The organism is Bacillus sp. m3-13 (assembly GCF_000175075.1).
Lineage (GTDB): Bacteria > Bacillota > Bacilli > Bacillales > Bacillaceae_I > Sutcliffiella_A > Sutcliffiella_A horikoshii_C.
Genome location: NZ_ACPC01000020.1, coordinates 98,220 through 112,360, shown reverse-complemented (window position 1 = coordinate 112,360; position 14,141 = coordinate 98,220). Strand labels below are relative to the sequence as shown.

At 41.7% G+C, this 14,141-nt stretch carries 13 protein-coding genes, 1 pseudogene and 1 riboswitch; of the genes and pseudogenes, 12 read left to right on the top strand and 2 right to left on the bottom strand.

The genetic code is table 11. The annotated features are described in order from the left end of the window. Positions 1–57 precede the first annotated feature (57 nt). Positions 58–169: riboswitch (SAM riboswitch) on the top strand. A 135-nt stretch (positions 170–304) separates the two neighbouring features. The 10 genes and pseudogenes from M313_RS0114355 (at position 305) to sufB (ending at position 9,685) form a co-directional block, all read left to right on the top strand. Continuing rightward, positions 305–1,330 carry a methionine ABC transporter ATP-binding protein gene (locus M313_RS0114355; RefSeq protein ID WP_010196662.1) on the top strand — a complete coding sequence of 342 codons (1,026 nt, stop codon included), beginning with the start codon at positions 305–307 and terminating at the stop codon, positions 1,328–1,330. Further along, positions 1,323–1,979 carry a methionine ABC transporter permease gene (locus M313_RS0114350; protein ID WP_010196658.1) on the top strand — a complete coding sequence of 219 codons (657 nt, stop codon included), beginning with the start codon at positions 1,323–1,325 and terminating at the stop codon, positions 1,977–1,979. Before M313_RS0114355 ends, M313_RS0114350 begins: the two co-directional genes overlap by 8 nt. 18 nt (positions 1,980–1,997) lie before the next feature. Further along, positions 1,998–2,831: a MetQ/NlpA family ABC transporter substrate-binding protein gene (locus M313_RS0114345; RefSeq protein WP_010196656.1), complete on the top strand. Its 834-nt coding sequence runs from the start codon at positions 1,998–2,000 to the stop codon at positions 2,829–2,831. Between the two features lie 126 nt (positions 2,832–2,957). Continuing rightward, positions 2,958–3,329, top strand: coding sequence for a carboxymuconolactone decarboxylase family protein (locus M313_RS0114340; RefSeq protein ID WP_010196654.1), 372 nt, complete (start codon positions 2,958–2,960; stop codon positions 3,327–3,329). 695 nt (positions 3,330–4,024) lie between these two features. Then, positions 4,025–4,165, top strand: a complete 141-nt coding sequence (locus tag M313_RS26060) for a YuzK family famiily protein (protein ID WP_010196652.1) — start codon at positions 4,025–4,027, stop codon at positions 4,163–4,165. 311 nt (positions 4,166–4,476) lie between these two features. Further along, positions 4,477–5,259, top strand: a complete 783-nt coding sequence (gene sufC, locus M313_RS0114330) for a Fe-S cluster assembly ATPase SufC (RefSeq protein WP_010196650.1) — start codon at positions 4,477–4,479, stop codon at positions 5,257–5,259. 15 nt (positions 5,260–5,274) lie between these two features. Next, positions 5,275–6,568: pseudogene (gene sufD, locus M313_RS23685) on the top strand (Fe-S cluster assembly protein SufD). Further along, complete coding sequence (locus M313_RS0114320) at positions 6,568–7,788, top strand: cysteine desulfurase (RefSeq protein WP_010196647.1); 1,221 nt, start codon at positions 6,568–6,570, stop codon at positions 7,786–7,788. The pseudogene sufD and the gene M313_RS0114320 overlap by 1 nt, the downstream one beginning before the upstream one ends. Beyond that, on the top strand, positions 7,778–8,212 hold the full coding sequence (gene sufU, locus M313_RS0114315) for a Fe-S cluster assembly sulfur transfer protein SufU (protein WP_010196645.1): 435 nt from the start codon (positions 7,778–7,780) through the stop codon (positions 8,210–8,212). The genes M313_RS0114320 and sufU overlap by 11 nt, the downstream gene beginning before the upstream one ends. Positions 8,213–8,287: 75 nt before the next feature. Further along, complete coding sequence (sufB, locus tag M313_RS0114310) at positions 8,288–9,685, top strand: Fe-S cluster assembly protein SufB (protein WP_010196644.1); 1,398 nt, start codon at positions 8,288–8,290, stop codon at positions 9,683–9,685. A gap of 45 nt (positions 9,686–9,730) precedes the next feature. On the opposite strand, the gene M313_RS0114305 is transcribed toward sufB, so the two are convergent. Then, the gene (locus M313_RS0114305; protein WP_010196642.1) at positions 9,731–10,582 is read right to left on the bottom strand and encodes a DUF817 domain-containing protein; all 852 of its coding nucleotides are present in this window, start codon (positions 10,580–10,582) and stop codon (positions 9,731–9,733) included. 517 nt (positions 10,583–11,099) lie between these two features. After that, complete coding sequence (locus M313_RS0114300; RefSeq protein WP_010196640.1) at positions 11,100–11,768, bottom strand: VC0807 family protein; 669 nt, start codon at positions 11,766–11,768, stop codon at positions 11,100–11,102. A gap of 117 nt (positions 11,769–11,885) precedes the next feature. Here M313_RS0114300 and M313_RS0114295 point away from each other — a divergent pair, with 117 nt between their 5' ends. Then, positions 11,886–12,734, top strand: a complete 849-nt coding sequence (locus M313_RS0114295) for a DUF72 domain-containing protein (RefSeq protein WP_010196637.1) — start codon at positions 11,886–11,888, stop codon at positions 12,732–12,734. A gap of 14 nt (positions 12,735–12,748) precedes the next feature. Beyond that, positions 12,749–14,116: a bifunctional metallophosphatase/5'-nucleotidase gene (locus M313_RS0114290; RefSeq protein WP_010196636.1), complete on the top strand. Its 1,368-nt coding sequence runs from the start codon at positions 12,749–12,751 to the stop codon at positions 14,114–14,116. Positions 14,117–14,141 lie beyond the last annotated feature (25 nt).

The window sequence follows — 14,141 nt, the reverse complement described above, 5'->3', positions numbered from 1 at the left end:
GATAACACTCGTTAATTCGAATTGCCCAAATACTTAATTTTAATTATATATGTTTATCTCTTATCGAGAGAGGTGGAGGGACGTGCCCTATGAAACCCGGCAACCGTCAACATGGAATTGTTGAAATGGTGCCAATTCACACAAAGCAATTTGCTTTGATAGATGAGAGAAAGGACTTTTCTCATTTAATCCTTTCTGCTCATTGTTGCAGAAGGGATTTTTTGTTTTCAAGGATTAAACAAACGTTTGTTTAAACTTAATTGGGTAAGCTAAAACAAGGAAAAGTAAGAAAGTAGGTGCGAACATGATTTCACTTCAGGGTGTGAAAAAAGTATTTAAAACGAAAAACGGAGTAGTGACAGCTGTTGATAATATAGATTTATCCATCAACCAAGGAGAGATTTTCGGTGTTATCGGGTATAGCGGTGCAGGAAAAAGTACGTTGATCCGCATGCTAAATGGCCTGGAAACGCCAACTGACGGAGTGGTGGATGTAGCAGGAAGAAATCTTGCAAAAATTAAGGGCAAGGAACTGAGAGAAGCACGCCAGGAAATCAGTATGATCTTCCAGCATTTCAATCTTTTATGGTCAAGAACTGTGAAGGAAAATATCGCGTTTCCACTTGAGATTGCCGGAGTGAGCAGGTCAGAGCGAAACAAGCGTGTGGATGAACTCATCAAGCTTGTAGGATTAGAGGGAAGAGACGACTCCTATCCATCTCAACTAAGCGGTGGACAAAAGCAACGTGTCGGAATAGCAAGAGCACTTGCCAATAATCCTAAAGTACTTTTATGTGATGAAGCTACATCTGCATTGGATCCACAGACTACAGATTCAATCTTAGACCTTTTAGTCGATATTAATAAGCGTTTATCTCTGACTATCGTACTAATCACACATGAAATGCATGTTATCCGGAAAATCTGTCATCGTGTGGCGGTGATGGAAAATGGTAAGGTAGTGGAGCAGGGAGATGTACTTAATGTCTTCCGAAAGCCAGAACAGCCAATCACAAAACGCTTTGTAAAACAGGTGACAGAACCAGATGATACGCAAGAAACAGTGGAGCACTTGTTGGCTGAATACCCACAAGGGAAAGTAATTCAACTAACATTTGTAGGGACTTCGGCAGAACAGCCATTAATTACGAATTTAATTCGCAGATTTCCAATTGAAGTGAACATTCTTCAAGGGAAAATCTCGCAGACTCAAAATGGAGCATATGGCACACTTTTTGTGCACCTCGATGGCGAAGAGACGCAAGTTCAAGAAGCATTGAGATTTATCCGTGAGCAGCAAGTGGAGTTGGAGGTGATGACACATGCTTGAAAGAGTTAATTGGGACAAGATGTGGGAAGCAACCTTAGAAACTCTTTATATGAGCAGTATATCGGTTGTCGCTACGTTCATTTTAGGAATTGTTTTAGGACTATTATTGTTTTTAACAGCTAAGGGAAACATATGGGAAAGCCGATTAGTTAATGGATTGGTTGCTGCTTTTGTTAATATCTTCCGTTCCATCCCATTTGTCATTTTAATATTTTTACTTATTCCTTTTACAAGGTTCATTATGGATACAATTATTGGTGCCAACGCGGCATTGCCAGCTCTAATCATAGGAGCAGCACCTTTTTACGCACGAATGGTGGAAATCGCATTACGTGAAATCGACAAAGGTGTCATTGAAGCAGCGCGTTCCATGGGTGCAAAAACTTCAGAAATCATCTGGAAAGTACTCATTCCGGAATCGATGCCAGCATTGGTTTCCGGTATAACGGTCACGGCCATTGCCATTGTAAGTTACACAGCAATGGCAGGAATCATCGGTGCAGGTGGGTTGGGTAACCTTGCATTCTTAGATGGTTTCCAGCGTAACAACTGGGAAGTAACACTTGTATGTACGGTCATCATCTTAATCATTGTATTTATCATCCAATTTATTGGAGATTTAATAACTAACAAACTAGACAAACGATAAGAAAGAGGGGACAAAATTATGAAAAAGCTTTTAAGTTTCGCTGTAATATCATTATTAGTGCTAGTACTTGCTGCATGTGGCGGCGGAGAAAAAGGGATCGAGGAAGGTAAGCTGGTTATAGGTGCATCAAATGTACCTCATGCAGAAATCCTTGAAGAAGCAAAACCTTTATTAGAAGAACAGGGTATTGAATTAGACATCCAAACGTATACAGATTACATCATCCCGAACCAGGCGCTACGTGATAAAGACATTGATGCGAACTTCTTCCAACATGAGCCATACTTGAAGAGTCAAATCGAAGAAAATGATTACGAATTTGTAAGTGCAGGTGGCGTTCATATCGAGCCAATCGGTGTTTACTCCCAAGAGTATGACAGCCTAGAAGAACTACCTGAAGGCGCAGAAATCTTAATGAGTAACTCTGTTGCCGATCATGGCCGTATCCTTGCAATGCTTGAAGAAAAAGGACTAATTACGTTAAAAGAAGGTGTAGAAGTTACATCTGCATCTGTAGATGATATTGAAGAGAACCCTAAGAATCTTGAGTTCAATACTCAGTTCGAAGCGGCATTCTTACCGCAAGCATACTTGAATGGCGACGGAGATGCAGTACTGATTAACGGTAACTATGCACTTGGCGCTGATATAGATCCAGAAAAAGAAGCAATCGCTTTAGAATCTGGCGAAAACAATCCTTACGTAAACCTTATCGTTGTTCGTGAGGAAGATAAAGATAATGAACAGATCAAAGCATTGGTAGAAGTGCTTCAATCTGCTGAAATCAAAGCATTCATTGAAGAAGAATACAAAGGTTCCGTACTGCCTGCAAAGGCATCTGATGAAGAATAAAATTTGAATAAATAACTCCGTACTATATTTATGGTTCGGAGTTATTTTTTTTGTAATAATTGAATACGAACCTCCCACCTAAACAAATACTAACTTTGTGAAAAATAAGGATGGGAGTTGTCTTCAATGGAACAACATTACGAGCCGAAAAACTATGCAGAAGCAGCACTTCATGATTATAAAGCGGGTCTTGGTTTATTTACCGAAAAGATGCCTGAGCTTGCACATCACTATAACGAGTTCACAGAAGCTTGTTTTAAAGAGGGAGTTCTCGATAAGAAGCAGAAGCAATTGATTGCTCTTGGTGTCAGTGTGTATTCCCAAGATGAATATTGCATCGTATATCACACAAAAGGTTGCTTAGATCAAGGTGCAACAGAGCAGGAAATCCTGGAAGTTTGCGGCGTGACAGCAGCATTTGGTGGCGGGGCAGCAATGAGCCAATCCGTGACGTTGGTGCAGTCTTGCATTAGTGATTTTAACGAATTGAAGAATTGATTTGTGAGGAGTCTGACCTTTTGGGGTTGGGCTTTTTTATTGGAATGATGTTTTTACATTTTTGTGGGGATTTCGTAAGAAAACTAAAGAAATGTCTCTATTTTAATCGAGCTAAAAATGGTTCGGTCAATTTTTATGTCAGTTCGGACATTCTCACTGTATTTTAACAGGGTGTTCGGACAATTGACGTGACTGTTTGGACAAGAATCTAGGGTGTTCGGTCATTTGCAAAATCGGTTCGGTCAAATTTTAGAAAACTTCGGCCAACTTTGCAAAAACTTCGGTCAACTTTAAAAAAACTTTGGTCAACTTTCAAAAAACTTCGGACAATTGGGCTGCAGAGGTTAATTGCCAATCTCAACATACACCATCAGTGTCCCAGAACAACATCGAAAAAAAACCATAAGCACCGTTCACATCAGGACAACCAGAACGCCCTAGCATTCAAGAGGAATTCTAAGACTCCTATTAACCACCTTCCCTAATTACCCCACAAGCACCAATATCCCCAGTAATCGCTCCATACTTCGTTTGGATAAATTAACCACCCCTGCTATGATTAATAAGGTGTTTATGACAAATACTTTGAGGGTATCAGAAAACTGGTACAAAAAATTAAACACTTATAAATAGGAAGGGAATGGTTTATTATCCATCAGGTACACGTAAAGTACACAGGTGAAATGGAGAAGGCAATGTATCAAGCTTATGGTTTTGGTTATGAGGAGTACTCAAATAAGCTCTCAAAACTTTTAGAAGTGGAGCAGAAACGAGAAAAGGATTACCAAAGAAGCTTAGAGATTGTCGAAGAAGTAGACCGTAATTTCCGCCCATAAAACCTGTGCAGCAGCAAACTGACAGGTTGACCATATAATATAGAAGAAAAGGGTTCGTGTTATTCTCTAACAAATGAGAATAACGCAGACCCTTTTTGTTGTTTATTAACCAGGAGTTAACCAAAATAAATTATCCACCGAAAATTCGACTTTCCCCCCTTATATTCGTTATAATTTGAGGGTATCTTACACAAGGCGGAAAAGGTTGCTATCACTTTCTATTTGTTATAAGATTGTAATGAGAATAAAATGAGAATTAAAACAACAATGTGTTTTTATATAGGAACACAAGAACATTGGAGGTTACAGTTATGGGTTCAACGTTAACAATTAAAGATTTACATGTATCCATTAATGATAAAGAGATTTTAAAGGGTGTAAATCTTGAAGTAAAAGGCGGAGAGATTCACGCAATCATGGGTCCTAACGGAACAGGAAAGTCAACGCTTTCTTCTGCAATCATGGGACACCCAAAATATGAAGTAACAAGCGGAAGCATCACATTTGATGGGGAAGATGTTCTTGAAATGGAAGTGGATGAGCGCGCGCAAGTAGGCTTATTCCTTGCAATGCAATACCCAAGTGAGATCAGTGGTGTAACAAACGCGGACTTCTTGCGTTCTGCTATCAATGCTCGCCGTGAAGAGGGCGATGAAATCTCCCTAATGAAATTCATCCGTAAAATGGATAAGAACATGGACTTCTTGGAAATGGATCAAGCAATGGCACAGCGTTACCTAAACGAAGGTTTCTCCGGTGGGGAAAAGAAGCGTAACGAAATTCTTCAATTGATGATGATTGAGCCTAAGATCGCGATCCTTGATGAGATTGACTCTGGTCTTGATATCGATGCATTGAAAGTTGTTTCTAAAGGAATCAATCAAATGCGCAGCGACGATTTCGGTTGCCTTATCATCACTCACTACCAACGTTTATTGAATTACATCACTCCTGACCACGTTCACGTAATGATGCAAGGCCGCATCGTGAAGTCCGGTGGTAAGGAATTAGCACAACGTTTAGAGGCAGAAGGTTACGATTGGATTAAGCAAGAACTAGGTATCGAAGACGAAACAGTCGGTCAAGAAGCGTAAGCAAGGAGGATTATCATGACGTTAGAGACGAAATTACCGTTTGATCAAGACTACCTCACTAACTACTCCAAAGAGTCAGGGGAGCCTCAGTGGCTGTTAGATCTTCGCTTACAAGCTTATTCCTTGGCAGAAGAGCTGCCATTACCTAAGCCGGATAAGACGAAGATTACAAACTGGAATTTTACAAACTTCCAGAAACACACTGTAGAAACTTCCATTACTTCTGTGGACCAAATGCCTCAAGAGGTAAAGGCGTTAGTAGATGGAGAAAATATATATGTTCAAGTGGATAACACACCAGTGGTATCTACTCTTAAAGAAGAACTAAAAGCACAAGGCGTTATCTTCACAGATATCATCACTGCTGCAAAAGAGCACAGTGATCTTGTGAAAAAGCACTTCATGCAAGATGGTGTTAAAGTTGATGAGCATAAGCTGTCCGCTTTACACGCTGCATTAATGAACGGCGGAGCATTTCCTTTATGTTCCTAAGAACGTTGTCATTGAAGAGCCGATCCAAGCGATCTACCTTCAAGACCAAGCAGAAGCTGTGTTCAACCACGTATTGATCGTGGCGGAAGACAATAGTGCGGTTACTTATGTAGAGAACTATCTGTCCAATAATGATGGGGATGGTTCCATCTTCAACATCGTGACAGAAGTTATCGCTAACGGAAACTCTAAAGTGCAATACGGCGCTGTCGACAACCTTGGAAAAGGTGTCACAACTTACGTTAACCGCCGCGGAGTAGTTGGACGTGACGCGACGCTTGAGTGGGCATTAGGCCTGATGAATGATGGCGACACTATTTCAGAAAACGTAACAAACCTTATAGGTGACGGCTCTGTTGGAGATACAAAAACAGTAGTGGTTGGACGTGGAGAGCAAAAGCAAAACTTTACAACAATGGTTGTACATTTTGGTAAAAACTCTGACGGTCAAATCCTTAAGCACGGCGTAATGAAAGACAGCGCAAGCTCAGTATTTAACGGTATCGGTAAAATTGAGCACGGTGCATCTAAATCTAATGCCGAGCAGGAATCTCGCGTGTTAATGCTTAGTGAAAAAGCTCGTGGAGACGCTAACCCGATTCTTCTAATCGACGAAGATGACGTAACAGCAGGTCACGCAGCATCAGCGGGCCGCATTGATCCACTTCAGCTTTACTACCTAATGAGCCGCGGAATTTCCAAGAAGGAAGCAGAGCGCTTAGTAATCCACGGATTCTTGGCTCCTGTAGTAAATCAATTGCCAATCGAGTCGGTTAAAAACCAATTGATTGATGTAATTGAAAGGAAAGTGAAGTAATGAATATCCAAGAGATACGTCAGCAGTTTCCGATTTTGCATCAAGAGGTCAATGGAAATCCGCTTGTGTATCTGGATAGTGCTGCTACATCTCAAAAGCCGCTAGCGGTAATTGAGGCGTTGGAGAAGTACTATAAAGGGTATAACTCCAATGTTCATCGAGGAGTTCATACTTTGGGTACGAGAGCGACAGACGGTTATGAAGGTGCACGCGATAAAGTAAAGAATTTTATCAACGCAGCCCACAGGGAAGAGATTGTCTTCACTCGTGGAACAACGACTGCTCTGAATCTTGTTGCTGGCAGCTATGCACGCGCTAACCTAACGGAAGGCGACGAAATAGTTATCACCTACATGGAGCATCATAGTAATATCATTCCATGGCAACAGGCGGCAAAAGCCACTGGTGCTACTTTAAAATATATCCCGCTGACAGAGGACGGAAGCCTGTCCTTATCAGATGTGGAAGCTACCATCACGGAAAATACGAAAATTGTTTCCATCATGCAGGTTTCTAACGTATTAGGAACCATCAACCCGATTAAGGAGATCGCTGAAATTGCCCATAAACATGGAGCAATCATGGTGGTCGACGGAGCCCAAAGTACTCCACATATGAAAGTGGACGTACAAGATTTAGACTGCGACTTCTTCGCACTGTCTGGTCATAAAATGGGTGCTCCAACAGGAATTGGTGCTCTATACGGAAAAAAACACCTGCTTGAGAACATGGAACCAATTGAGTTTGGTGGGGAAATGATCGACTTTGTCGGACTGCAGGAATCCACTTGGAAGGAGCTGCCATGGAAGTTCGAAGGAGGTACCCCAATTATTGCGGGTGCGATCGGACTTGGCGCAGCAATTGACTTCCTGGAGCAGGTGGGAATGGACAATATTCTTGCCCATGAACATAAGCTTGCAGACTATGCGATGAACCGCATGTCCGAAATCGAAGGAATCAGCATTTACGGTCCGCAAAAAAGAGCGGGACTTGTTACATTCAATATAGACGACGTACATCCACATGATGTAGCTACAGTGCTGGATGCTGAAGGAATTGCTGTTCGTGCAGGACATCACTGTGCACAGCCATTAATGAAGTATCTAAACGTTTCTTCCACCGCACGTGCTAGTTTTTACCTGTACAACACGGAGGAAGAAGTTGATAAGCTAGTAGCATCATTAGTGAAAACAAAGGAGTACTTTAGTAATGTCTTTTAATAATTTAGATACTCTCTATCGTCAAGTGATTATGGATCATTATAAAAATCCGCGCAACAAAGGGACAATCGAGTCTGACAGCATCACTGTCGACATGAATAACCCTACGTGCGGTGACCGCATCCATTTGACACTTCAAGTGGAAGATGGAAAAGTAGCGGATGCAAAGTTTGATGGCGAAGGATGTTCCATTTCTATGGCATCTGCTTCCATGATGACCCAAGCAGTAAAAGGGTTAGAAGTGGAAAAAGCTTTAGAGCTTTCCCAGATCTTTTATGATATTATGTTAGGCAAAGAATATGACGACGAAGCGATGGACTTAGGGGATCTCGAAGCACTTCAAGGTGTGGCAAAATTCCCGGCACGTATCAAATGTGCCACTCTTGCATGGAAAGCCATGGAAAAGGGAGTCAAATCGGAATAAGCAAGGCAAGATAGGGAGTGATAGTGCGGCAATATACGCTGCACTGTTGCTCACCTCTTGAATGGAGGGAATAAAATGGCGAAAAAAATGCCTGAAATCGGCGATTACAAGTATGGTTTTAAGGACAAAGACGTTTCCATTTTCCGTTCCGGCCGTGGTCTTACGAAAGAGATCGTTGAAGAAATCTCTCGTATGAAGGAAGAGCCTCAATGGATGCTGGATTTCCGTCTTAAATCATTAGAACATTTCTATAACATGCCAATGCCACAATGGGGCGGCGATTTGAACAGCTTGAACTTTGATGAAATTACGTACTACGTAAAGCCATCTGAGAAGTCTGAGCGTTCTTGGGATGAAGTACCTGAAGAGATCAAGCAGACGTTTGACAAATTAGGTATTCCTGAAGCAGAACAAAAATATCTTGCAGGGGTATCTGCTCAGTATGAATCTGAGGTTGTATACCACAACATGCAAGAAGACTTAGAAGATCTTGGTGTAGTGTTTAAAGACACAGACACAGCGTTAAAAGAAAATGAAGACATCTTCCGTGAGCACTTCGCGAAGGTAATCCCGCCGACAGACAATAAGTTCTCTGCATTGAACTCTGCAGTATGGTCTGGTGGATCTTTCATCTATGTACCAAAAGGTGTTAAAGTGGAAACTCCACTACAAGCATACTTCCGAATCAACTCTGAGAACATGGGTCAATTCGAGCGTACGCTTATCATCGTAGACGAAGGCGCACACGTACACTATGTAGAAGGCTGTACAGCACCTGTTTACACAACAAACTCCCTTCACAGTGCGGTAGTAGAAATCATCATCAAGAAAGATGCTTACTGCCGTTACACGACGATTCAAAACTGGGCGAACAATGTATACAATCTAGTTACGAAGCGTGCAGTGTGTGAAGCGAATGCAACGATGGAGTGGATTGACGGGAACATTGGTTCCAAGTTAACGATGAAATACCCAGCGGTTATCCTTAAAGGTGAAGGCGCTCGTGGTATGACTCTTTCCATCGCATTAGCAGGTAAAGGCCAGCACCAGGATGCAGGGGCGAAAATGATTCACCTTGCACCAAACACGTCTTCCACTATCGTTTCTAAATCCATCTCCAAGCAAGGTGGTAAAGTAACATACCGTGGAATCGTACACTTTGGAAAAAAAGCTTCTGGCGCACGCTCTAACATTGAGTGTGACACACTAATCATGGATAACCAGTCTACTTCTGATACGATCCCTTACAACGAAGTGTTCAACGACAACGTTTCTCTTGAGCACGAAGCGAAGGTATCCAAAGTATCCGAAGAGCAACTTTTCTATCTTATGAGCCGTGGCTTATCTGAAGAAGAGGCAACAGAAATGATCGTAATGGGCTTCATCGAGCCATTCACAAAAGAACTACCAATGGAATACGCAGTAGAAATGAACCGTCTGATCAAGTTCGAGATGGAAGGTTCTATTGGGTAACATTTAGTTATAAAAAAACCTTGGCGTGCTTGCATGCCAAGGTTTTTATTTATGGAAAGATATTTTATCATTTAAGCTACTAGAACCTTTCCCCTTCACCCGCTTCAATGTCGCCACAATAAGAAAGCTGACAATCACGAGCAATAGCCAGGAACTCACCTTTCCCAAATGTACAAGGCTCCATGCCTCTGTTTGATTTGGATATTCCCATGCGCCGAAAAATGTTGCGATGTTTTCCGCGATCCAAATAAAAAATCCGATTAGGACAAAGGAAAGGGCGATAGGCATACGGTAACTCTTTTCACCAACTTCATACCGTACCCAAGACTTCCAAAACAGAATAATGACTAAAGCAGATAACCACCAACGAATGTCGATCAAATAATGATGGGTGAAGAAATTTAGATAAATGGCTGCTGCGAGCGATACCACAGCCCAAAAAGGAGGCCAGTCAACAAGCTCCACATTCAATCTTCTCCATGCCTGACAAAGATAACTCGCGACACTTGCATACATAAACCCGCTGTATAATGGGACGCCAAAAATCTTGGAATAGCCTTCTTCTGGATAAGACCACGACCCCATGTGTACCTTGAAGATCTCAAGTGCCAATCCGATAACGTGAAACAAGGTGATGACTTTTAATTCATCGCGGGTTTCAAGTCCAGACCGTAACATCCACCATTGCATTAGAATGCAGATAACCAGAAGCCAATCATACCGTGGAAGGAAGGGAAGAGGAATCACTTGCGTTATGGCTAGAGATGCAAAAATAACGACAGGAAACACGCAGGAGAGAGCCTGTTGCCAGCCGAATCGAACGAGTTGTTTAAACGCGTCTAAGATGGACCATTGCTTCTTTTCCAACTTTGAGTCAAGTTCTATACTTCTATTCATATTGGGTTACCTAAAAATTGTGTTTTGCGTATCATCACAGACACCTCGCAAATTTAATGTTATTTATTGAATTTACCATATTATTTATTGATAAACAATAAAAAAATATTGATTTTTTTATTAAATTGGTAGTACATTCTACCTCGTTGGGGATGAAGACACTTCGGACAAGAAAATCAGCGAGGGAATGTCTTCATCCGCATGATGAAGACACTTTGGAAAAGGAAATCAGCGAGGGAATGTCTTCATCCGCATGATGAAGACACTTTGGAAAAGGAAATCATCATAGGAATGTCTTCATCCGCATGATGAAGACACTTTGGAAAAGGAAATCATCATAGGAATGTCTTCATCCGCATGATGAAGACACTTTGGAAAAGGAAATCATCATGGGAATGTCTTCATCCGCATGATGAAGACACTTCGGACAAGAAAATCAGCGAGGGAATGTCTTCATCACCTCCACACAAAAAAAGCACCCATTAAAAAAGGAGTGCCCCAACCATCATACTCACAATCACCGAACCAGTTCCGTATCATCTGAATCTGACTCCGGTACCTTATCTTCTTTCTGCTTTTCCAGATACTCATTAACCTTCAAACTAGAATAAATAAACCCAGCCGCAATCAACACGCCAAATACCCAACCGTTCACCTTCATGAAGAACAAGATTCTGTCATATCCTTGAACGCCGTACACGCCGATCAAATAGTATTTCAAGCCGGCAGCCACAAAGCCGCGCAAGGCAAAAATTCCTGTAAGGATATAAAAAGCGGGCAGTATCGATTTTTGGCTATAGAGCCGCAAGCTGTCTTCGCGCTTGTGTCCTTGCAGGTAGGCGATATCAACTCCTAAATAAAGAGCCAATGGTTTTTTTACAAGCATGGTTCCCAGGATGAACAATCCAAATCCAGCAGATACATATACCGAGTTTTGAAGCATAGTAAAGGCATCACCTGAAAGGATATCAACCAGCGTGCTCACTAAAAGAGAAACCATAATAAATATCCCTGTCACATTAAACTGCCTCTCAACAGCGAAACGAACGATTGTGTACACAAACCCCGGCGCAGTGGAAAGCAATATTGCATAGTAGTCTCCAAGCGGTTCTTGTCCAAATTTCCAAATCAGATAAGGTAAAGCCAAATAGAATAGTAAGTCAAAAACAACAATCTTATTTTTCATAGCGCCTCCGAAAGTAACAATGATACATTCATCATACCAATTACTCCCATATTCTGCACTATAAACATGAGAAATTACCTTCAGTTATGATAAAATGTAAAAAATGAGGTGAAGCGGATGATTTATGTTGGGGTGACAGGCTGGGGGGATCATGATTCGTTATATACTGCGGGTATTGCACCTAGGGACAAACTGCTGGAATATGGTGCCCACTTTCCTACCGTAGAGGTGGATGCTTCCTTTTATGCCATTCAACCGAAACAGAACGTAGAAAAATGGGTTGCGGATACACCGGAAAATTTTCAGTTTATCGTAAAGGCATATCAAGGAATGACAGGTCATCAGCGCGGTGAGATACCTTTTGACACAAAAGAACTAATGTTTACATCTTTTAGGGAATCTATTGAACCCTATGAAAAGGCTGGGAAAATGGCGATGGTTCTTTTTCAATTTCCACCATGGTTTGAGTGCAAGAAGGAGAATGTCGATTATTTGAGATGGTGCAAGGAACAAATGGGCGACACAAAAGTAGCCCTCGAGTTCCGTAACCAGACATGGTTTCAGCCTGCCTATCACCACAGAACGCTGAAGTTTATGGAAGAGGAAGGGTGGATTCATAGTATTTGTGATGAACCACAAGCGGGAACAGGGTCTATTCCGACCGTCCTGCATCCTACAGATCCAGACAATACACTAATCCGCCTGCATGGAAGGAATGTTCATGGTTGGACAAAGCCTGCATCAGGGAAGGAGTGGAGAGAGGTTCGCTATTTGTATGATTATAACCTTAACGAACTTATGGAATGGAAGGCGAATCTAGAAAGGTTAACTCCATCATCTAGTAACATCTACATGTTATTCAACAATAACTCTGGAGGTCATGCAGCTGGAAATGCCAAACAAATGATTGACCTATTGGGTGTCGAATACACAGGATTGGCACCAAGGCAATTAGATTTATTTTAGAGGAGAGAAACGTCGTGCAACAAATTAGAATTTTACATACAAACGATATTCATAGTCATTTTGATGCGTATCCTAAACTTGCTACTTTTCTATACGAGCAGGATTCCACACTGCCATCGGCCCTTGTCGATATTGGGGATAATATGGACCGTTTTCACCCTATCACCGAAGCTACCGGTGGCAAGGCCAATACGAGTCTCTTGAATATGCTTGGCTATGATTATGCCACGTTCGGAAATAATGAAGGAATAACATTGGACTATCAGGGATTATCACAGCTTTATGAGGAAGCAAAATTCTCTATTTTAGCTGCCAATCTGTTCGAAACAAATGGCGATTATCCGGATTGGGTAAAGCCTTATGATGTGAAAACCATGGGTGATGTTAAGGTTGCTTTTATTGGAGTAACAGTTTTTTATCAGCATTTTTATGCGCTGCTCGGCTGGAAAATAGAAGACCCTTATATTATTTTGGAAAAATACCTACCTACTTTAAAAGAAGAGGCCGACGTTATTGTGGTACTTTCGCATCTGGGAATTTCTGATGATGAGGAGATGGCAAGGAGGTTTCCAGAGATAGACGTTATCCTTGGTGGACATACCCATCATGTTCTGCCTGAAGGAAGGCGGATTGGAAATACATTAATTTGTGGAGCGGGGAAGTATGGGCAGTATATAGGCGAGATAGATCTTGGGTATGACCAAGAGTTAAAAGCTCTAACTCATTCTACTGCCAAACTTCATAAGTTGGAACTCTATAAACCAGATCAACAAGTAACAGAGCGGATAAAAGACATGGAACAAGTAGCGGAGAAGCATTTGAATAAAAAAGTAGGAAGTTTGGAAGAGTCGCTACAGGTAGAGTGGTTTGCATCTTCTATTTTTCCAGATTTGCTTGCAGATAAGTTAAGAGAATGGTGTGAGGCAGATATCGGGATGGTCAATGCCGGTGTATTGCTTGATGGACTTGAAAAGGGAGAAGTGACACTTGGGATGCTCCATCGTATTTGTCCTCATCCTATTAATCCTTGCAGGGTGACGTTGACTGGTGAGGAGTTAAGGGAAGTCGTCCAACAGGCTCAGCACCCCGATATGGAAAACTTGAGAGTGAAAGGGCTTGGATTCCGTGGTGAAGTGATGGGGCGTATGGCATTCAGCGGTGTCAGGTTCGACACAGAGCCGATAAAAGACGGTAGCGTTCAGGTGACAGATATTTATATTGGAGGTAAACGGTTAAAAGCAACAGACAGTGTAACGGTAGGGACCATTGATATGTTTACTTTTGGAAGAATGTATCCAAGCATCATCCGGGCAAAAGAAAAGAAGTTTTTTCTGCCAGAACTGCTTCGGGATGTATTAGCACATTCATTTTCTGATAATTGACCTATTTTTCACACCCTTTCCACGC

Coding starts and splice junctions, on each gene's coding strand:
- sufB (WP_010196644.1), top strand. CDS start 8,288: ATGGCGAAAAAAATGCCTGAAATCGGCGATTACAAGTATGGTTTTAAG.
- sufU (WP_010196645.1), top strand. CDS start 7,778: ATGTCTTTTAATAATTTAGATACTCTCTATCGTCAAGTGATTATGGAT.
- M313_RS0114295 (WP_010196637.1), top strand. CDS start 11,886: ATGATTTATGTTGGGGTGACAGGCTGGGGGGATCATGATTCGTTATAT.
- M313_RS0114305 (WP_010196642.1), bottom strand. CDS start 10,582: ATGAATAGAAGTATAGAACTTGACTCAAAGTTGGAAAAGAAGCAATGG.
- M313_RS26060 (WP_010196652.1), top strand. CDS start 4,025: ATGTATCAAGCTTATGGTTTTGGTTATGAGGAGTACTCAAATAAGCTC.
- M313_RS0114320 (WP_010196647.1), top strand. CDS start 6,568: ATGAATATCCAAGAGATACGTCAGCAGTTTCCGATTTTGCATCAAGAG.
- M313_RS0114350 (WP_010196658.1), top strand. CDS start 1,323: ATGCTTGAAAGAGTTAATTGGGACAAGATGTGGGAAGCAACCTTAGAA.
- M313_RS0114345 (WP_010196656.1), top strand. CDS start 1,998: ATGAAAAAGCTTTTAAGTTTCGCTGTAATATCATTATTAGTGCTAGTA.
- M313_RS0114340 (WP_010196654.1), top strand. CDS start 2,958: ATGGAACAACATTACGAGCCGAAAAACTATGCAGAAGCAGCACTTCAT.
- M313_RS0114355 (WP_010196662.1), top strand. CDS start 305: ATGATTTCACTTCAGGGTGTGAAAAAAGTATTTAAAACGAAAAACGGA.
- M313_RS0114300 (WP_010196640.1), bottom strand. CDS start 11,768: ATGAAAAATAAGATTGTTGTTTTTGACTTACTATTCTATTTGGCTTTA.
- sufC (WP_010196650.1), top strand. CDS start 4,477: ATGGGTTCAACGTTAACAATTAAAGATTTACATGTATCCATTAATGAT.